Consider the following 20,182-nt stretch of genomic DNA (forward strand, 5'->3'; position numbering starts at 1 on the left):
CTAACGGCTGGGTGGAAGTTCGAGAAGCAGGGGCACCGCGGCGAGGGTCTCCAGCGCCTGTCCGAGTGCGGCGTCGACGGCGCGCCGCTGGTTCGGCGCGACCTGCGCCAATGAAACCCAATGCCCATTCAGCTGTGTCGCGCGTAGCGCTGCGTCGAGCGCGTCGAGTTCAGAATTGCTTTGGGGCAACAGTTTTGGTGCGCGCGCAGCGATCAGCGGGGCGAACTGCCCCAGGGAGGCTCGGGTGGCCTCGACGGCGGCAGAGGTTTCGGCGTACTCCGTTCCCGCGCCTTGGTCGGTGTCACCCATCAGCTGGAATCTCAGCATGTCCTCGAGGATCTCGTGGGGGCGCTTGGTCTGGTCGACTGGGGCCGGCAACGCATCGGCGAGATGGGCGCGCAGTTTCGCGATGTCACCAGCTAGCCTGTCGGCGACCGCGATCAGCTGCGCGGCGGGTTGACCATGCCACAGGCCGTATTCCAGGCGGCGAAGCCCGGTGAAACCGGGGTCATTCACCCCGCCGGGCAGGCCGTGCGGGAGTCCGGCAATCGCGTCGCCGTAGTCGCTGAAGCTTCCGTACGCAGCGCCGACCCGGGTCCAGATCAGCATCGCCGGAGTCCAATCCGATCTGGCGGCAGCCAGATTCGCGCTGCCCAGATCCGCGTGGACCCGGTGCACCTGGTCAGCCAGCGTCACCAACAGCCCCGCGACGTAGGTTTTGTAGGCTTGCATCGCGGGCTTCAGATCGCTCTCGGTCACCCGCAGGACCGCCGCCGTGGTGTCGGCAACCGGTAGCCCCGTGATCTGTCTGGCTGACGATGTCGTCGGGGCCTGACCGGCCAGCAGACAAGTGAACTTGTAGCTGCCCGCCCCCAGGGTAGCCGCCAGCGGCGCGCTGGTGGCCGGGCCTAAGGTCTCGATTTCGCCGACCACTCCGTTGGCGGCATCGACGAGGGTGATCTCGCCGGTCTTACCGGACTTATTGATCACGGTGAACGTCTGGGCTCCAGGCCGTGCCGAGGACCAGTCCGCGGCGCAGGTCGAGCCGGTGACGGTCACCTGGGTGGCCTCGAATCGAGGCGATTGCGGCAACACCGCGATCACGGCAGCCGCGGCCGCGACCGGCGCCAGCACCACCGCCACCGCTATGACCAGCGGGCGACGCGCAATCAGCCGACTGAAACCCGAAGGCAGTGACGGATTTTCGGCGATACTCTCGGTTGAGCGGGCCGGGGTGTGCCGCGACGACCGCAGGAACGCGGGAAGGACGACTGCCAGATATCCGGCCCAACCCAGCACCTGCAGCACCGTCATGCGCGGCGTGAGCTGAGTGATGCCGGTGATGATGGCCACCCACCACGAGTCGGTCCATCCGTGTCCGCTGAAATCGAACGCGTACCAACACCGGCCCGGTAGCCAGCCAGCGGTCTGCAGATCACCGATACCGTAGGCAAGGATGCCCGCGGCCACGACGATCAGCAGCACGGCGGTTCGGGTGAAGAACACCTTCAGGTTCATCCGCACCGACCGCCGGTACAGCCCCCAGCACAACAGGACCGCGATCGCCAGGCCGAGTGCCCCGCCGATGATCGGGCCGACGGATTCGCCCGCTGCGCGGGCGGCGGTCCACAAGAACAGCGTTGTTTCCAAGCCTTCGCGGGCGACGGCAAGAAACGCCGTCAGCGCGAGTGCACCGGCACCCAGCATCAGCGCTTCACGGACCTTACCGCTCAGCTCAGCCGAGAGATTGGTTGCGGTCCGCGACATCCAGAAGATCATCGCGCTGACCAGCGCCACCGCGACCACGCTGAACAGTCCGCCGAGGATGTCCTGGCCGCGCGCGCCGAAGGAGCTCGTGGTTGAGCTCAGCACCGCAGCGACACTCGCCGACACCGTGATGGCGCCCAGTACACCCAGCCAGACCGGGGCAGTCGGCCGCGGCACCTCCGCCGCGGCAGGAGACTTGCGCACGGCGGCGAGCAAGATGCTGACCACGAGACCAGCTTCCAGCCCCTCCCGCAGCCCGATCAGCAGATTCGGCACGGCATCAGACAGGACCACCTAACTAAGGTAAGGCACACCAACTGTCAATAGTCTGAGAGGGTGCGCTTTACCCGAGTGATGTTCAGGCACCGGACCGTCAGTTAGCGGCTCGATGGCGTACTTTTCGGACGTGACGTTCAATATGTGGTGCATTGCCCCCACTAAAGCGCGGGCGGTCAGCTGCAGGTCCTCACACAGGCTGCGACAAGAGAAGGACATCGCCGGCGCAGTCGAGAATCTCCAAACATTTTGTGTTGCCTTCGAGATTACGGTCTGGCGACCTCCGATCCGGTAGACCGATGTTCGTTGTTTCAGCTCGCCCTGTCCGCCCTCATCGATGTGCTGAACGGCCGCCGAGACCGTCTTGGCTGCCACCTAAAACGCCGCCGAACTCTGCCCCACCTCGGGCACCGGAGGAAATGCGTGACTGGCAAAAACGTGGCCGAAGCAACGGCCGACCTGGCCCAGGACTGCCCGCGCGGACCCGGGTGCACGACGCTTGCGGCGCCCCGTGTCCACGAACACGAAGCGCAGCTGGCATGCGCCTGCTCTGGCGTTTTCGCAGCTGGTGCGTCCAGCGTGTGTCAGCTGACCGGCTCCGGCGCTGTCGCGGCCCGTGAGGCGGACAGGAGTCGCAGGACGCCGGCAATGAGACAGACAATCAGGACCGCCGCGACGGTAATCCCCACCAGGGACAAGGTTTTCACTTCTGCGCTGGTGGCCAGCACATGCACCCAGGACAACCCGAACCCGATATAGGCACCGACAATGTGAATCAACCGGAACCGGCGGAAGTTCAACCACCGGATCGCCAGGACCGACAGCGCCGACACCAGGGCCAGCTCCAACCCGATCACGCCAAACGCGACCTCGGGCTCCTCGCCGTCGACGAACGGGATAACCGCCATGGCGACGGAGAAATGTTCTTGGGTCTGCAGGACGTACGACCCGGCGTGCACCCACCCCAAGGTCAGCGCGACAACAGCCAGAACCATATGGGTGTGATAGATCACATTGTGCGCCAACCATTTTCGCGCCCACTTGGTGGCCATGACCATGCCCCACACCACTACCAGGGCCATCAGCCCGTAGCAGAGGTACCCGGCCAGCGCTGCCTCCTGGCGCAACTCGACATCCGGACCGGGCGGACCTTCAGCCGACAGCAGCCCGGTTTGAGCGCCCGCCGTCCCTGCCAGCGCCAGCAGCATCACCGCGGTCAGCGCTCCAGCCTGGCCCAAACCCAGCACACTACGACGCACGAGCGTGCGGCCCGCGATTCCCTCAGACATCGGTGAACTCCTCACATCGTCGAGGGGGTCGCGGGGTGCAGCCGTCGCAGGATTGCTGTCAGGCCGATGAGTGCGGCGGTGTTGGCGGTGACGATCAGGGCGATGGTGGCGGCGGGTGAGACGTCGTAGGCGGCGCCGAGCAGTCCGCCCGCGATAAGTAGTGCCACGCCGCGCAGCAGTGCGAGCCAGCCGAACGCCACGGCCCGGGTGTGGGCGGGGACGAGTTCGGTGACGACGGCTTTGACGGTGGAGTCCAGGACGCCGTTGACGATGCCCCAGATGGCGACCCCGATCCACACCAGGGTCGGGTTTGTGGTGAAGGCGATTGCCGAGGCTGCGGCGGCGATGGGCACCGCGAGCAGCGTGACGGGTCCGCGCCGGTCGTACACTTGGCCCACGATGAGGCCGGCTGCGCCGTCGACGGCCATCGCCACCGCGAATAGGACGGGGACCTGGGCATCGGACAGTGCCCCGCTGCGCTGGGCGTGGAATGCAAGTAGCGGAAACGCCGCGACACCGCAGGACAGCACCCCAATGGTGAGGACGTACTGCCAAAAACGGGCCGGAAGCCGCCCGGTGTCGTCGATGGGCGGCGCTGTGGGGCCAGCTGGATGCGGCGAGGTGGTGGCCGCTGGGTTCGGGGAGTGAAGTTCGTAGCGGCGCGGGTCCGGAACGCGAAACTGCAGCCAACCCAACAGGATAAGGACTATCAGGCCGGGGACGATGAGCACCGCGAAAGCCAACCGGTAGTTCCCGGCGTGCGTGCTGAGCACCGCTGCCAGCAGCAGCGGCCCGGCGATCGCCCCGGTTTGGTCGAGGGCCTGGTGAACACCGAACGCGCTGCCCCGACCGGTGCTCATCGATGCGTGCGAGAGGAGGGTGTCTTTGGCCGGTGACCGCACGGCCTTGCCGAGCCGTTCGGTTCCATACAGCACCAGGGCGGGTAGGAGTGTGCCGGTGGCGCCGATAAGCGGCACGCTGAGCACGGTCAGGGTGTAGCCGGTGATCGTCCAGACCCAGTAGTGCTGGGTGCGGGAGGTGGCGTATCCGGACACGACGCGCAGTCCGTATCCGATGAATTCCCCTGCGCCGGCGACCAATCCGACGACGGCTGCCGATGCGCCCAACGTGGCGAGATACGGGCCGATGATGCTGCGGGCACCCTCGTACACCATGTCGGCGAACAGGCTCACCACGCCGAAAATGATCACGAATTGCCAGGGTTTGAGCCGATGACCGGTCGCTGGCACTGGATCTTCGGTTGCTGAACTTGCAGGTGAGGTATCCATCACAGGCTCCCTGCCGGCTGCCGACCGTCGTGCGTCGGCAACCGCTGACGGGACTGCGAGCAGGGAGCGTACGAGTGTCGGTTTGTTGCCGTGTTCATCGCGGTTGTTCCTGCACAGCAACGGCTTTCGATTCAGGCGGTGTGATCAGGGTGCGTAGCGGGCCGTCGGCGACAACGGCGATCAGCCGCTCCAATAGCGGCCGGGCCACCACGTATCCGGCGAGGGCGATCGTGGCCCCCAACAGTAGTCCGGCCAGCACATCCTGTGGGTAGTGCGCGCCGACATACACGCGAGCGAACGCCATCAGCGCGGCGGCGGCCGCGGCCAACACACCCAAACGCCGGGATACCAGCCACAGTCCGGCGGTGACCGCACCAGCCATGACGGCGTGATCGCTCGGTAACCCGGAGTCGGTGTTGCAGTGCAGCACGACGATGTCGTGCAGGGCTTGGCAGGGGCGGGTTTCGCCGACGGCGGCGGCGATCGGCTGGTTGATCGCCAGCGCGGCGAGCATGCCCAGCGGGGCCCATACCGCGGCGATCATTCGTGCCCGATCGTCGTCGCGGCGGGCCATCCACCAGCCCGCCAGCAGCAGCACCGCGAACAGCACCACCCCGTAGGTTGCGTATCCGGATACCAGGGGCTGCAACCACGGTATGTCGCGGGCGAAATCGTTGATGGTGTAGAAGATTCGCGTGTCCAGATTCAAATGGGTGCTCCGATATTCGAGGATCACAGCTGGTGCACAGCCGCAAAGACCCGCTCGGTATACACGGCTAACCGCTCCGTGCAGTACTTGAGTTGATGGTCGGCTTCGGCGGCCGCCGGGGCGGCGAACACGTCGCGGGCCCGGATGTCGCGGTGCCAGCGGCGCAGCCGCTCCAGGCTCTGCTCTTCCTCCTCCAGCTCGGCGATCGTGAACTTGCCGTTGGCGATCTCCTTGTCGATCTCTGCATCGAACTTGGCGCAGTCTGCAAGGAATTCGGTCCATTCCTCGGTGCGTTCAGCGGTGAACATGTGCTCCAGGCGGGCCGCGTCGGGCTCATCGCGGCCGGCGGCGCTGAGCGTGAGCACCTCGCCGTCGCCGCGGTGCACCAGCTCGATCACCCGGGTCACCCCGTCGGTGAAAACCGGTACGTCCGGGACGGCCCAGACACCCTGCCCGATCTGCACTGCACCGATGCGGCGCAGCTCCCGCCACACCGCGACCCGGTGCCGTGACGGCTCGGCGGGCACCCGCACCGCAAGTAGGAGCCACCGCACCATCGCATCGTGATCTTCCGCCACGGACCCAAATGTAACATATGTTGCTGATCACTCTGTATCGCGCCGCCATGCCATCGCGGTCCGCGGTGTGCGCGCCGCACGTTGGGTTGCAGCTGCAAAGCCGAACCCACACCGTCGAATCGTCGATGCCGCGGCCGCATGCACGACGTGGGACGCGATCTCGAATATCGAAGGACGCCCACACCCGATGGGGCACCGAACGGGTCGATACCCACATCGATGAGGCCCTTAGAAAGCGCCAAAACAGGTCGCGGTTATCACCCGCGGTGGACTGTCCCGGGACACGGACGAGTCCCGTAGCGTCATCCACCGCCGACGGCCTGAGATTGGCAGATACCGACAGCAGCATCGTCGCTGGCTCCGCGGACCCGGCCCGAAGCTCACGAGACCCAAATTGCCGATCTGAAAAACCAAACTGCGCGAACGCGGTCACCATCATTGCCACCCTGCAGGAGGAACGCGGGACCTCACACGCCCCTCACCGATGGTCGTGGCCAAACATCTGCACCACCGCGGCGCACCACACCTGGTCGATACCCTCAAAGGGGACGCCGCGTGGCTACGGCATATCGTTGCTAATAGGTATGTATCCGAAGTTACATTCTATGGTGTGACGATGTGATGGTTGGCTGGAAGACGACGCGCTGACCGTTGGGTTCGACCATTTGGAGGAGCCTGTGTTTGGGGTCGCCTGCGTCGGGTTCATCTGGGGTTGGAACAACGCCTTGACCGCAATCCCCGACGCCATGGCAGGCGTGGAGCCTGATCCTGCTGGGCTGCGTCGGCACCGGGGCCGCGCAGCTGCTCAACTACCGCAACATCGTCGCGGTCGGTCCGACCACTGCGGCCCTGTCCACCTACCCGATCCCCCGATCGGCGTGGCCGCCGGGATCGTGCTGCTGCACGAAGACCTCACCGCACGCCTGCCCAGCGGCACCATCGCGATCTTGGCCGGTATCTACCTGGCCCGCGGCAAGCAAACCCGCACATTCGGCGCCACCGGGCGAGCTAAACCAACTCCGTGCGGTCGCTGAATCGGATTGGCCGGGGAATCGACGGTTTCAGGCCCTTACTGTCTCGTCCCGTCCGCATAGTGTGCGCGCCGGCGCCGCTTCACGCGCAATTCCCACCGTGGCATCGGCCACTGCACTGTTCCCCTTGTGGTGCGGGCTATTCGGGAACATGAAGGCCTGATGGCCCCTGCCGCGGTGACGAATGCCCCGCGACCGGGATGCGGTCGGGCTCGTAGCGTCGTGGTTGACGTCCAGGCTCACGGAGGCCGAGCGTGGGTTCGCCGAGAAAACGGAAACGAGGGCGAAAATGCCGGTTCGGTCAGCGCATCGGGGAATACTCGTCGGAGTCGACGGGTCGGACTACTCCATGGCGGCTGTGCGGTGGGCGGCACGGGAAGCGGCGATGCGCAATATCGCGCTCACCATCGTGCATGGGCTGTCGGTACCGCTGGAGGGCTGGTCGGATTGGCCACTGATACCGACTGACCAATCCGTAACTCTCGGCCCATGGCCGGATGAACGTGCTCAGCAGATCCTTGAGGCCGCCCAGGGCGCCGCCGGTGAGGCCGCCAAAGAGTATGGCGCGGCCCAGATCCACACCGAGGTGTTCATTTCCCCGCTGGTGCCCACACTGATCGACTTGAGCAAAGAGACACACATGATCGTGGTGGGCTGCCGAGGCCGCGGGGCGCTGCGACGCGTCTTGCTTGGGTCGGTCAGCACCGCGTTGGTGCATCACGCTCATTGCCCGGTCGCGGTGATCCACGATGACGCCGCCGTGGCACCGCAGGCACCGGTCGTGGTCGGGATCGACGATTCACCGGCCTCGGAGTTGGCCACCGCCATTGCCTTTGATGAAGCCTCGTGGCGCGGGGTCGAATTGGTGGCAGTGCACGCCTGGATCGATGCCGATGTGTCGGAGGTCCCCGGCGGGTGGTCGGTTGGCCCGGCGGCCGAAGAAGAGCTGGCTGAGCGACTCGCGGGGTGGCAGGACCGCTACCCCGATGTTCGCGTGCGCCGCGTGGTGGTCGTGGATCAGCCGACCCGCCATCTGCTCGACGAGGCCGAGAACGCTCAACTGGTGGTCGTGGGCAGCCACGGTCGGGGTGGATTCGCCGGCATGCTGCTCGGATCGGTGAGCACCGCTGTGGTGCATGCGGCCCGCGTGCCCGTCATCGTCGCGCGGCAGGGCTGATCGACCGCTGATCAACACCCTCGATCGGCGCGCCGTCAGTGCCCGCGCTGTAGGCGGCACGCCGGCATCTCAACCGGCGAACGGGTGGGTCAGCTAGTCGGCCCGGCTGGCGGGGTTTGGCGCCAGAGGCGGTGCAGGCCAAGGGCTTTGAAGACGGGGATTTTGAGATAGTCGGCCAGCAGGGCCGCGGCAGTGAGCGCGGCGATGGCGATGGCGGCCACGACCGGCGCCAGCGCTGCCATGAGGGTGCCGCTCACCGCCAGGGTGAGCGCGGCGGCGAGGTTGGCCGCGGTGGCGCCCAGCAGCCAGCTGCTGGGGCGGCTGGTCCAGGCGTGCTCACGGGTGCGCACCACGTAAATGGTGGCCTGGCTGCTGGCAATAAGGGTCACAAAAATCAGGCTGCGCAGCTCGGGCAGATCGAGGTGTGGCCACAGGGTGCGGGCCCACCACAGTAGCCCGATCGAGGCGCTCAGCAGCGGCACGGCGATCACGCACGCACCGCCGATGATGCGTCCGACATCCCAGCGGTCCGGGCGGCGGGCGTAATCAGCACGGTCGGTGGTGATGGCCATGCTCACCACATCGTTGCCCAGCAGCAGCAGGGCCATCAGCAGCGGGGTGAACACGAATTGCTGCCAGGCGAACACCCCGAAAACCAGCACCAGCGGAACCTCGAGCTTCTTGACACTGACGTTGAGCGCGTAGGTCAACGAGCGCTGATGGATGCGCCGGCTCTCCTTCACCAGGCCGACGATGTCGATGAGTCCTTCGCGGGTGAGCACGATCCCCGCCGCGGATTTGGCGACATCGGTGGCCCCGGCCACCGCGATCCCGACATCGGCCTGACGCAGCGCGGGCGCGTCATTGACCCCATCACCGGTCATACCGACGGTGTGCCCGGCGTCCTGCAGACGTTTGACGAGCCGGTACTTGTCTTCGGGAAGCACCTCGGCGATCACCCCCGCGCCGTGCGCATCCATCTTGGCGTCGCGCAGCGCGTCGGCCCGCAGCGTCGGCCCGGTGATACCGACCTGGGCGGCGACCGCCGCAGCGGTCGCCGCGGTGTCGCCGCTGACCATCACCACGGTGATCCCGAGTTCGGTCAGCTGCTCGATCAACACCGGCGCGTCGGGACGGGGCGGGTCGGCCAGCGCGATCAGGCCCAGCTGATGCCACGAGTTCGTGTCGTCGGTGACCGCGACCGCCAACACCCGGGCGCCAGCGGCGGCCAACAGTGGAACGTCGGGGTCGACCGGTTGGCCGGCGAGCGCGGCGATGACTTGCGGCGCGCCTTTGGCGACCCGCACCGTCCGCGATCCCGCGTGCAGGGTGGCTTCGCAGCGTTTCGTGGCGGGATCGAAGGGCACGAACCCGATGCGGGGATCGGGGACGATGCCGCGCTGCGCGGCCGCGCGCAGGATTGCCACATCGATCGGGTCTTGGGTGGCCGCATCGCAGGCGCCGGCGGCCATGCGCAGCACCTCGGCCTCCGAAGCCCCGGGGCAGGCGGACACGGCCGCCACCGCGAGCTGGTTACCGGTGATGGTGCCGGTCTTATCCACGCACAGGACATCCATCTCGGCGGCATCGGCCACACTGGCTAGCCGCGCGGTCAGGATGCCCCTGCCGGCCAGATGCCGTGCCCCGAGCGCCCCGGCCAGTGCGAACGCCGCCGGCAGGGCCACCGGGACCGACGCCAACAGCAGCACCACCGCAAACGATGCGATGTCCTCGACACTGGCGCCGCCGGCCGCGAGATAGATCGTGCCGGCGATCGCCAGCGCCACGTCGATGATGATGAACACCCGCACCATGCGCAGCACCACCGCGGCCAGGTGATCGGCGGTCTGCGCGGTACCGACGAGCTGGGCGGTACGTCCGAAAAAGGTGCGTGGACCGGTGGCGGTCACCGTGGCCGTCACCTCACCGCGCGCGATGACCGACCCGGCGAACACGCTGTCGCCGCGGCCGCGTTCCACCGGCACCGATTCGCCGGTCAAGCTCGACTGATCGACCAGCACATCACCCGAGGCGATGCGAAGGTCCGCGGGCGCCAGATCACCGACGCGCACATGCACCAGATCCCCGTCGACCAACTCTGCCGCCGGGACCTGCCGCCAGGTGCCGTCGCGGCACACCCGGGTGTTGACCGTCAGCCGGTGGCGCAGCAATGCCAGCGCTGCGGCGGCCCGCTGCTGCTGCACAAACCCCAGCCCAGCGTTGAACATCAGCACCACGCCGACGATCGCGGCGTCGGCCCACTTACCCAGCACCAGCTCCAACATGATTGTGGCCTCGAGCATCCACGGCACCGGCGCCCACAACCCGCCGGCCAACCGCGCCAGCACATGTGGCCGCTGCTCGGGCACGGTGTTCGGACCGCGCTGCGCCAGCAATGCCCGTGCTTGATCTGACGTCAATCCGACAAGGCCCAACTCGAGACCAGGCACGCTACCGGCACTAGTGTCGCGCTCATTCACCACGGCAATCCCGTCCCACGGCCGACATATCACCGATGGTGCACCCCCATAGTCGGCTCTCCCCAGTGCCGATGGTCACCGAATCGGCCCGACCTGATTTCGCGGTCTGATGGAAACTTCGCCGAAGTTGCCGGAGCGTCATGGCCGTGCATCGATGTGCCCGGCGGTGAACAGCGCCTCCGGCTCTAGACGGCTGCGTACCGGCAGCTGCTGTGGCGGCGATGGATGTGGTGCGTCAGCGGTCGGTGAGGGCTGTGCGCCCATACGGGGTAGCGCGACTGGGAATCACCTTGCAGTTCACGGCGATGGCACCGACGACTTTGCTGGCGCCGGTAGCTTCGTCACCATGGGACAACGAGATGGGACCCGGTTTCGGCCACGGGTGACGTCGGCGGCGGTGGCGGTGCTGACGATCCTGGGCACGGTGGCGTTGAGGCTGCCGGCACCGGCTGCCGCCGATCCTGTGCCGCCGGCGGTCCCAGCTGACCCGGGCGCGCCCCCACCGCCGCCAGATCCCGACGCCGCGCCCGACCCCAACCGGATCAACGTCGACGCCGGCGGATTCAGCTACGCACTACCTGATGGCTGGACGGTGGGTGATGCATCAAAGATCGCCTACGGCCAAGCGCTTTTGACCAAGACGCCTGCACCCGGTGCCCCGCCGCCCGCCGACGCCGCCATCATGCTGGGCACGTTGGATCAGCGGCTCTACGCCGCCGCCGAGCCCGACAACGCCAAGGCCGCCGCCCGGTTGGCCTCAGACATGGGCGAATTCTTCATGCCGTTCCCCGGCATCCGTGTCAACAGGCAGGCCACCGCGCTCAACGCCGCGGGCGTGCCGGGCGCCGCCTCCTACTACGAGGTGCAATTCACCGACACGGGCAAACCCAACGGCCAGATCTGGGCGGCGGCCCTGGGCTCGGCAACCCCGCAGCACGGTGCCCATCCTGCGCCGGGCGGCAACCGGTGGTTCGTCGTCTGGCTCGGGACCGCCGACAGCCCGATCGACACAGTCGCCGCCCAGACACTGGCCGAATCGATCCGCCCGTTCACTGCGCCAGCCCCGCCGGACCAGAACCCGGCTCCGGTGCCCGCAAGCAACACCCCATCCCCGCCCGGCGCACCAGCCCCGGCCGGGGCGCCGGCGCCGGAGACGCCGAACCCCGAGCTGATGCCGCCGCCGTAGCACGATCAATGATCTCGGCCGCGATGCGACACCACTATTCCGACGTCACGACGATGAAAGTATTTGTGGCCCAGGCCATTTAGCGATGTTGTATCCGCTCCGTCGTGCCGTTCACCGGTGCCATGATCATGGGCGGATACGCACTGTCGGACCGGCCGAATCCACGTCGGCGTCGATGTCACCGCTGAATCTGCGCACGCAGCATCCGTCCCAGCCTGCGCGTCGCCAACCCAATGGTGTCTGGTGGTCAATGACGTGCCCACGCGGGACGCGCCCCCTGCGGTGCGCACGTCCATCTTCACGCGTGGCTGCTTACTGAGGCTGTTCATGTCGCGGGTGGTCCAGCGTGTCTGTCGGGGGCGTGGCACGCAGTCATTGATGGCATGCCTCGTACCGGCGGATCAGTGCGTGTTCACTGCTGCTGGGCCGATAGACCAGCGGATCGCGGGGTGTGCATCCGCCGATGGTGACGGCGACGGGGCCACGCGCGGCGCCGTGAGCGCCGATGTGGCCGGAGGTTTGGTCACTGGCTGTGTAGAGGACCGGTGCCGGTAGCCTCGCGGCCAGCGGCAGGTGCCGGGTCGCCAGCGCCAGCGCGACGTCGACGTCATGGGTGCCGGTTGTTGTCTCGGACAGCCACACCGGTGGCGTGACCGGTCCGTTGATCCGCATGCTGTCGGTGTGGGGGATGGACTGGTCGGCGGCGAGTTGACGCCAGAGGTCGAGTTCAGTCGCGGTCGGGAATCGTCCGGTGAAGGCGATCTGGTTGAGTTCCAGGGCGGCGCTGACCGCCGAGGCCAGCACTGCTAGGTGGGGGAAGTGGGCGGCGATTGTGTCGACGGCATTGGCAACATCGACGCTGTGGGCACCTTCGGGGAGCTCGATGTCCGCCTGATTCGAGCTCTCCATCTCCCGTGGGGTCAAGCGCCCTGAGGGATGTCTGATCGTCGCCCGCAACGTGACGGTGGCACCAATCAGTGTGTCGTGCAAGGCGATCCAGTCGCGAGCTTGATCGATGACCTGCCTCGCGTTGGCTATCGGTTGATCGCTGCTTTCCACGGCGAAAACACTGCGCCCGCGGCGGACGTCGAGTTCGGTGTGGTAGCTGCGGTACCTGCCCGATTTCAGGTCGCCAAGGTACGTACCGACGATCGCGGCCAGCTGATCTGGACTCACGGTCTCGGCAGCTTTGGCATGGATGGTGAACAGCACGGTGCCCTGGGCCCAGTTGTTGGCATAGGCGATGTCGACCGCCTGTACCCCGGGCAAGGAACCCAGCTGCCGGCTCAGACGCTCAACGTTCGCGCGCCGATCCGGCACCGTGGCATCGCACCCGCACAGCAGCAGCAGGGCGCTCACCACGACCGCGGTCACCGCCGCGCCAGGCCACGGTCCCCACCTCACGTCGCCATACCCGCCGCCATGTTCGGAAGCAACATCCACCGCATGCGGCGGCCGGGTGCTACGACAGGCACGGTCACGATAGGCAATCGCAGTGCGCGCGCTGATGCCGGCACGATGATCGCCGATACCAGCTGTTGCACGATGCGATTCTAGGAAACGATGCATGCTCGTCTCCGCGGCGGCTGGTCAGGCCAGCGCACGCAACGGCGGGCGCGCGACTAACCACTCCAGCAACGGTCGCGTCGTTAAAGCACCCGCCGAAGCTGCCGCAACAGCCTTTCAGCGGCGCGCCGGCACACCCCGCCCCCGGGCCAGCCACGCAGGTGGGGGCGTGATAGACCCGGATTCGCCGGTATGCCAGCGGGTTTGACGCACGGGATCGGGCCCGCCGCTGACTCGTGCACCGCTGAGCGGTCTGGTCACCGCCTTAGCACGGGTCATCGCGGTACGGGCCATCGGAGTGGACGGCTTGCTGCACATCGGATTTGGTGATCGCTAAGTACGTGACCGACGCGAGGATGAGCACGCCGAGGACGGCGACCACGGGGGCGTCGCCCAGGCCGAGGCCGCTGGTGCCGGTGGGTTTGGCAAGCCAATCGGCGATGGAGGCGCCCAGCGGACGGGTGATGACATAGGCGGTCCAGAAGCACACGATCGGGTTCCAGCCCAGCCAGCGGTAGCCTGCGGGGGGTATCAGGATGAGCACGGCGAAGACCGCCGTGGAGGCGGCGTAACCCAGATGCAGTGTGTATGCGGTGAGATCGCCCAGGGCCGTGCCCATGGCGAAGGTCGCCATGACCGCGGCCCAGTAGAACAGCTCTCGGCGGTTGGTGTCGACCGCATGGAACGACAGAGTGTGTTCGGTGCGGTACCAAACGAGGAAAACCGCCGCGAGGACCAGGGCGTAGAAGCCGGTCGAGATCGGGTAGGGGATGCCGAGGACGACATGCATCACATCGGCGGCCATCGTGCCGAAGACGCCGACCATGACCACCGCGCCCCAATACGTCCAGGCGTTGTAGCGGCCGAGGCGCAGCTGCACGGTCAGGGCAGCGACGAAGGCGAGGAAACCCAGCACGACCGCGATCTGTGGGTCGATGCTGGTCACCAGGAAGTCGGAGGTGGATTCGCCCATGGCGGTGGACAATCCCTTGACGATCCAGAACACTGCGGTGATCTCGGGAACCCGCAGCGCGCCGATGCGGGTCAGTGCGGAGGAAGAACTCAGTCTGGTGGTGGGGGTGCTCAAGGGGCCACCTTTGCGAACGGGAACGGATGGACACAGCGGTCGACACCGGCCCCGGCAATGAAGTGGTGTCGAAATATCACGGGTGGACAAGGCGTTTCGTGTCATGCGGTGGGCGCATGTTGCTGGGCGGAAATGGGGCCGACTGCAGTGTTACCGACCGGCGCTGAGAGGGCGCTGAGAGCCCAGTCTGACCACGGTAGTTGACTGGGGCCTAGACTCCCAGACGGCCACGCTCTCGCGACGCTCACAGCTCGCGAAGCGTTGCCAGGGGTGTGCGTCGCGCGAGTCTGGCGATGATCTCCACCGAAGCAGCGATCGAGGCGATGATTGCCGCCGCAAGTGTGCCCAGGTACGTCCACGGCACGGTGAGATTATGCGGTGGCGGGTCGAAGACACCATTGAGCAGCGCGACCAGCATCTCGGCGACCGCCCACCCCAAGGCCGCCCCGGCCGCCAACCCGACTACGCCGAGCAGCGCGGCATCGGCAGCGACGAACGCGCGAAGCTGATGTCGGTGGGCGCCGAGGGCGGTGGCGATCGCGAAATTCCGCCGCCGTTCGGTCAGCCGCAGCATGAGGACCAGAGCCGCCGCCGCGACAGCCAGCAGCAGCCCGAAGCCGAGTTCGACGCGGGTCAATCCGGCCAGGTCGACCGCGGTCAAGCTGGACCCGACGGTGCCGCGCACCGTCGCGATGTCGGTCACAATGGCATTGGTTCCGACCAGCGCGCGCACCTTAGCGGCGACGGCAACGCTGCCGCGGCCGCCGGTATCGATCAGAAAAGCGCCCACGGCATTGCTTGCGGTGTGCGCGGCCACGTAGCCGCTGTTGGCAACGAAGAAGCTGTCTTTGGGGGCCGTGGGGAATTCGGCCACCACGCCGGCGTAACGGAACGGCACCGTGACCGGTTGATGGCTTCGCGTGTCGGTGAGGCGCAGATTGAGCGTGTCACCGGGATGTAGTTGATAGTCCTTCACTGTTTCGGCGCTGACCAGAATCGAATCGGGCCGCGCGGCCAGCTCGGCCAGCAGCTGTTTAGCGCTACCACCCTGAAAGTAGCTGTCCTGCAAAGCCGTAGCGGCGCCGATCGTGTTGGGATTGACTCCGTAGAGGTCCTGAAGGTCGGCGCCGATATACGCGAACCGGTGCTGAATCGGCTCGACCGCACGTACACCGGGAATCGAGCTGAGAGCTGACGCGGCCTGCGGCGGCACCGACGATGCCGGAGGTTCGGTCACCGTCACGTCGGCGCCGTTGGTGAGCAGCGCGTCCACCATGGCCTGAGTGCGGTAGGTAGCGTTGAATACGGCGGTCGAGGCGGCGAACGCGGCAGCCAGGGCGAGCAGAACCGTCGCCACGGCCAGGGTGCGGCGCCGGCGCGCGACGGTGTTGGCGATGATCGGTGCGAGCTGGCCGGCCAGAGGCCGCAGCGTCACGCTGACAAGCGGCCTGCCGCGGCCCATCAGCAGGTTGGCCAGGCGCCATGTCAGCAGCGCGGCCCCGACCCACAGCAGTGCGGGCGCGGCGAAGGCCCAATAGGACACCGAGATGGTCGGTGTCCCCTCGGGGGCCAGCACCAGCTGGTAGCCCCCGCGCCGTAGGTCCAAGAACAGCGCTGCGCACGCCGCCAGGGCCGCGATGTCCAGGCCCCACCGTGCCCACCCCGGCAGACGGGCGGGAGCAGGGGCGGCGTGGTCGGCCGGTGCGTGGCTTCGCCGTAGGTCGCGCCAGGCCGGTGCGACCACGGCCAGGCCGGCGATAAACAAGCCGGCCAGCACCGCACCTACGGTCCACCACCGCAGGCCCGCAGCGCCGAACGCGGTGTGCCCCACGGCGACGGCGGCGCCCACCCCGGCAGCTGCGCCGCCGAGTCCGATCACCGCAGCTTCGGCGGCGGCCAGGCGCAACAGTTGCGGTGCAGCCGCGCCGCGGGCGCGCAAGAGCGCCTGCTCACCGCGCCGTCGCGGGGCGCCGGTGGTGACCACCGTCGCGGTGAGCAGACCGGCGAGCACGACCGCCGGAACGCCGAGGAACAGGAACAGGATCTGCGCGTAGGCGGCATCGCTGCGGGCTGCGGCCAGCGTGGCGCCCAGGTTGTCGCCGACCACGGCACCTCCGGCGCTGCGGGCCTCGAGGTTGTGCGCCGCGCCGGTCACCTGCAGGTAGGCGGCGCCCGGAGCGGGCGGCAGGTCATGCTGTAGGGCGGCGTGCACCTGGGTGGACACCAGATCGGGCCGCGCACCGGCGAGCGGGTCGAAAATCTGGTGCCACAGGGCGTCGCCGAGGAGCACGACGTTGTCGGGTGGCGCCGCCGGTTGGGCGCCTGGTGGGGCACCGATGTTGGCGAACAGTTGGTCGGCGGTGGGCAGGTCGACGACGCCGTCGACGACAACGTGGGCGGGTGGCAGACCGGCGCGGCCGATCTGCACGGTGTCACCGGGTTTGACGTGAAGGTTGGCGGCGGCCTGCTGGGCGAGCAGAACCCCGTTGCCAGCGCCCGCTAGTAGCCGAATCACCCCAGGAAACATCGTGAAGTATTCCGGGGGGACGCCGAGCACCATGCCGGGCCCGGTGGTCTGGGTCGTGCCCGAGGGCGACGCTGTGAGGCCGGTGGTGTGGGCGTAGCCGGTCAGCACGGCGGCGCGAACGATCGGTGTCGAGCGCACACGGTCGAGTGTGGCGGCAGTGCTGGCAGCCTGGGGTTCTACCTGCACCTGCCAGTCGACGATGCTACGCGCCGCCGCGCGCTGGGTCATTGTGGCCTGCGCCGAGGCGACAAAGGAGCCCAGGCTGGCCAGTAGCGCGACCGCGGCGGCCACGCCGATAGCGGTGAAGATCAATCTGCCAGCGCGGCGGCGCAGCAGTCCCCACGTCCACAGGCCGATCATGCGGTGCAGTCCAGCTGGCCGTCGCGCATACTCCAGTGAGTGGGCAAGCGCGCCGCGACGGCGTCGTCGTGGGTGGCGATGAGGACTGCGGCGCCGGCGGTATCGGCGGCGGCCAGCAGCGCGGTGATCACGCGCTCACCGGTGTGGCGGTCCAGGCGCCCGGTCGGCTCGTCGGCCAGGATCAACGTGGGCCGCGCCGCCAGGACCCGGGCGATCGCGACGCGCTGAGCCTGACCACCCGAGAGGTCTTCGGGCAGTCGGTGCGTCAGCTCTGCAATGTCGACGTCGGTGAGCGCCACATGTGCTCGCTGGTTCGCGTCGGCGGCCGATATTCCCGCGAAAAGCATTGGCAGCGAGACATTTTCGATGACATCGAGGTCATCGAGCAGGCTTGTTCCCTGAAACACCACCCCGACTCCGGTGGGCCGGCCACGCCGGTCAACGCCCAGGGCCGGCCAGCTGATCGTGCCGCGGCTCGGGGTGTCCAGGCCGGCGATCAGGTGCAGCAGGGTCGACTTGCCCGATCCCGAGCGACCGGTGAGCGCGATGCGCGCGGCGGGTGGGATGCCGCAGGTGACCCCGCGCACCGCGATCACCGCGGCGCGACCCGTGCCGTAGACCCGATCCACATCCGTGCATTGCACGACGTCGACCCCGGTCGCGGGGTCGGGGTGGTCTGCCACGGTCACGCCACCACCCGCCCGTCTTTTAGCCGGATCACCCGGTCTGCGGTGTTCACGACAGCTGCGCTGTGGCTGGCGACCACCACTGCGGCGCCGCGGCCAGCTGCCTGGCGCAGCAGGTTGAGGACCATCGCTTCGGTGGTGCTGTCGAGTTCACCGGTCGGCTCGTCGGCCAGCAGCACCGCCGGATCGTTGGCCAGCGCGACGGCGATCGCAGCGCGCGCGAGCTCGCCACCAGACAGTTGGTGCGGATAGGCGCCCGCGCGGTTGTCGATTCCCAGCCGGACCAGCAACTCGGCGACCGCTGCGCGGTGCCGGTTTTTCGCCAGCGCGCTGACCAGCGCCGCGTTCTGGGCAACCGTGAGGTGCTCGAACAGATTGGCCGTTTGAAACAGCAGCCCGATGTGGGCCGCGCGGATGGCGCATCGGATACGTTCCGGCCGGTGGCTGATCCATTTCCCGCCGATCTGCACACTGCCGCCGTCAGGGTCGTCGGTGCCTGCCAGGCAGGAAAGAAGTGTGGACTTGCCCGACCCGGAGGGGCCGGTGACGGTGACGAATTCGCCGCGGTGCACTGTCAAGGACACCCCGCGCAGCGCCTGCGTTTCTTCGTCCTCGCTGCGAAAAAATCGGTACAGCTCATGGGCGTTCACCATTGGCAGCGGGGTAGTCATTGCCACACCAGCGAATTGGTGATGGTGTTCCACGGATCGACGTTATCGGCGCCGACTGGACCAGATACCGTTATGACGGCGGTGCGCCCAGCGTGCCAAAACTCGTAGCGCTGCACCGCATCGATGATCGATTTGCCGGTGACCGCGTTGGGTGGGCTACTTGCTTTATACGTCACTAGTACCGCAGGCCCGGCATCGCGTTGCACGATGCTGACCGAACCGGGCTGATAGCCCGGGGTCGCAGCCGCGATCACGGGAACAACTTGGGTCGTCACCGATTCCGCGGTGGGCGCGGTCGGCTGTGCGAGAGATTCGAGCCGCACAGTGTTGGTTTTATCGGTGAACACCGTGGCATTACCGCTGGCGCTGCGCGACCAGCCCTCCGGCACCGACACCCTGAATGACCCACCTGGCACCGTGAACGGGACATACACCTGGCTATCGGGGATGTCGCCGGCGGGATTGGTCTCCGATGTTGTCGCGCCTGCCGTCGAGGATCCGGCGCTGTCCGTATTCGTGTGGACAGGGCCACAGCCCGCGAGCACCAGCACAGCGGCCAGTGCGCCCAGCCGTCTCACTTTGCGGAGATCCATGGCCGTCATCACCCCTTCCTTCGATGATCGCGTCGCACTATTCCCCGAGCGTGCATGCGCGGCGCTGTGGAGACGCTGAGAACAGGGCTGGGGTCGCACGCTGGCGCTGGAATGAGAGGGGTTCCCTCGGTCGCTTCACTTCGCAGTACCCGCATCCATGTTCAGTACACAGCGGCCGCCTGCGCCGGCGGCCACGGCCTGCGGCAGGAATCGCGTCCACGCGTTGATGCCACTGCAGCGATCGCCGAAAAGTGTTGTCGTAGATGAACTTTAGGAAGCGACTCGTGGCGTCTCTGCGGCGGATGTGCAAGCCAGCACACGTAACGGCGAGTGTGCGACTCGCTCGACTACCCACCGCAGTAGCGGTCGCACTGCCGCGTAGCCGGCGAAGCTGACGGCCGCGCCCAGCGCAAGGCCGGCCAGCACGTCCTGCGGGTAGTGAGCACCGACGTAAACCCGGGCGAACGCCATCACTACTGCCGCGATGGCGGTGACGATGCCGAGGCGCCAGCTGACCAGCCACACTCCAGCAGTCACCGCTCCGGCCATCATCGCGTGGTCGCTGGGAAATCCACCGTCGGTGTTGCAGTGCAGGACCACGATGTGGGGCAACGCGTTACAGGGGCGGGTCGCGTTGATGGTGTTTGCGATGGGTTGGTTGATGGCCACGGCGAGCAGTACTCCGAGCGGCGCCCATAGTGCCGCGGCCATCGCGGCGGAATTGTTGCGTCGCCGGGCGATCCACCATCCGGCCAGCAGAAGGGCAGCGAACAGCGCGATGCCACCGTTGGCATATGCCGCCACGACCTGGTGTAGCCACGGCGTGTCACGTGCGAAATCGTTGATGTAGTAGAAGATTCGGGTATCGGGGTCCATCGCGGCCTTTATCGGGTGTTGTTGTCACGTCGGT

Annotated in this window: 17 protein-coding genes; 3 read left to right on the plus strand and 14 right to left on the minus strand. The window is 67.3% G+C overall.

What is annotated here, in order from left to right:
• The 5 genes from efeU to ACX12F_RS27280 form a co-directional block, all read right to left on the minus strand.
• Positions 1-2,061, minus strand: a complete 2,061-nt coding sequence (efeU, locus tag ACX12F_RS27260) for an iron uptake transporter permease EfeU (protein WP_459367347.1) — start codon at positions 2,059-2,061, stop codon at positions 1-3.
• 566 nt (positions 2,062-2,627) lie between these two features.
• On the minus strand, positions 2,628-3,332 hold the full coding sequence (locus tag ACX12F_RS27265; protein ID WP_459367348.1) for a hypothetical protein: 705 nt from the start codon (positions 3,330-3,332) through the stop codon (positions 2,628-2,630).
• Positions 3,333-3,343: 11 nt separating this feature from the next.
• On the minus strand, positions 3,344-4,543 hold the full coding sequence (locus ACX12F_RS27270; protein ID WP_459367349.1) for an MFS transporter: 1,200 nt from the start codon (positions 4,541-4,543) through the stop codon (positions 3,344-3,346).
• 172 nt (positions 4,544-4,715) lie between these two features.
• Complete coding sequence (locus ACX12F_RS27275) at positions 4,716-5,330, minus strand: phosphatase PAP2 family protein (RefSeq protein WP_459367350.1); 615 nt, start codon at positions 5,328-5,330, stop codon at positions 4,716-4,718.
• Positions 5,331-5,353: 23 nt separating this feature from the next.
• Positions 5,354-5,908 carry a Chromate resistance protein ChrB gene (locus ACX12F_RS27280; RefSeq protein ID WP_459367351.1) on the minus strand — a complete coding sequence of 185 codons (555 nt, stop codon included), beginning with the start codon at positions 5,906-5,908 and terminating at the stop codon, positions 5,354-5,356.
• Between the two features lie 677 nt (positions 5,909-6,585).
• On the opposite strand from ACX12F_RS27280, the gene ACX12F_RS27285 reads away from it, so the two are divergent.
• A complete protein-coding gene (locus ACX12F_RS27285; protein WP_459367352.1) occupies positions 6,586-6,942 on the plus strand; it encodes a hypothetical protein in 357 nt (118 codons plus the stop codon).
• A 286-nt stretch (positions 6,943-7,228) separates the two neighbouring features.
• Positions 7,229-8,116, plus strand: a complete 888-nt coding sequence (locus ACX12F_RS27290; RefSeq protein WP_459367353.1) for a universal stress protein — start codon at positions 7,229-7,231, stop codon at positions 8,114-8,116.
• An 89-nt stretch (positions 8,117-8,205) separates the two neighbouring features.
• Here the strand turns inward: ACX12F_RS27290 and ACX12F_RS27295 are convergent, their stop codons facing one another.
• The gene (locus tag ACX12F_RS27295; protein WP_459367354.1) at positions 8,206-10,566 is read right to left on the minus strand and encodes a plasma-membrane proton-efflux P-type ATPase; all 2,361 of its coding nucleotides are present in this window, start codon (positions 10,564-10,566) and stop codon (positions 8,206-8,208) included.
• A 376-nt stretch (positions 10,567-10,942) separates the two neighbouring features.
• Between ACX12F_RS27295 and ACX12F_RS27300 the strand changes: the two genes are divergently transcribed.
• A complete protein-coding gene (locus tag ACX12F_RS27300) occupies positions 10,943-11,782 on the plus strand; it encodes an APA family fibronectin-binding glycoprotein (RefSeq protein ID WP_459367355.1) in 840 nt (279 codons plus the stop codon).
• Positions 11,783-12,154: 372 nt separating this feature from the next.
• Here ACX12F_RS27300 and ACX12F_RS27305 read toward each other — a convergent pair whose 3' ends face one another.
• The 8 genes from ACX12F_RS27305 to ACX12F_RS27340 all read right to left on the minus strand — a co-directional run bounded on the left by ACX12F_RS27305 (position 12,155) and on the right by ACX12F_RS27340 (position 20,148).
• Entirely contained in the window at positions 12,155-13,186 is a 1,032-nt protein-coding gene (locus ACX12F_RS27305; protein ID WP_459367356.1) for a hypothetical protein, read from the minus strand.
• Positions 13,183-13,326 (minus strand): hypothetical protein, encoded by a 144-nt coding sequence (locus tag ACX12F_RS27310; RefSeq protein WP_459367357.1) that lies wholly within the window; start codon positions 13,324-13,326, stop codon positions 13,183-13,185. Before ACX12F_RS27310 ends, ACX12F_RS27305 begins: the two co-directional genes overlap by 4 nt.
• A gap of 287 nt (positions 13,327-13,613) precedes the next feature.
• Positions 13,614-14,435: a COG4705 family protein gene (locus ACX12F_RS27315; protein WP_459367358.1), complete on the minus strand. Its 822-nt coding sequence runs from the start codon at positions 14,433-14,435 to the stop codon at positions 13,614-13,616.
• Between the two features lie 244 nt (positions 14,436-14,679).
• Positions 14,680-17,322: an FtsX-like permease family protein gene (locus ACX12F_RS27320; protein ID WP_459367359.1), complete on the minus strand. Its 2,643-nt coding sequence runs from the start codon at positions 17,320-17,322 to the stop codon at positions 14,680-14,682.
• Complete coding sequence (locus tag ACX12F_RS27325; protein ID WP_459367360.1) at positions 17,319-18,011, minus strand: ABC transporter ATP-binding protein; 693 nt, start codon at positions 18,009-18,011, stop codon at positions 17,319-17,321. The genes ACX12F_RS27320 and ACX12F_RS27325 overlap by 4 nt, the downstream gene beginning before the upstream one ends.
• A complete protein-coding gene (locus tag ACX12F_RS27330; RefSeq protein ID WP_459367361.1) occupies positions 18,008-18,679 on the minus strand; it encodes an ABC transporter ATP-binding protein in 672 nt (223 codons plus the stop codon). The genes ACX12F_RS27325 and ACX12F_RS27330 overlap by 4 nt, the downstream gene beginning before the upstream one ends.
• Positions 18,676-19,230, minus strand: coding sequence for a hypothetical protein (locus ACX12F_RS27335; RefSeq protein ID WP_459367362.1), 555 nt, complete (start codon positions 19,228-19,230; stop codon positions 18,676-18,678). The genes ACX12F_RS27330 and ACX12F_RS27335 overlap by 4 nt, the downstream gene beginning before the upstream one ends.
• Positions 19,231-19,542: 312 nt before the next feature.
• Positions 19,543-20,148, minus strand: a complete 606-nt coding sequence (locus ACX12F_RS27340; protein ID WP_459367363.1) for a phosphatase PAP2 family protein — start codon at positions 20,146-20,148, stop codon at positions 19,543-19,545.
• Positions 20,149-20,182 lie beyond the last annotated feature (34 nt).

This window comes from Mycolicibacterium sp. HS_4_1 (assembly GCF_054515875.1).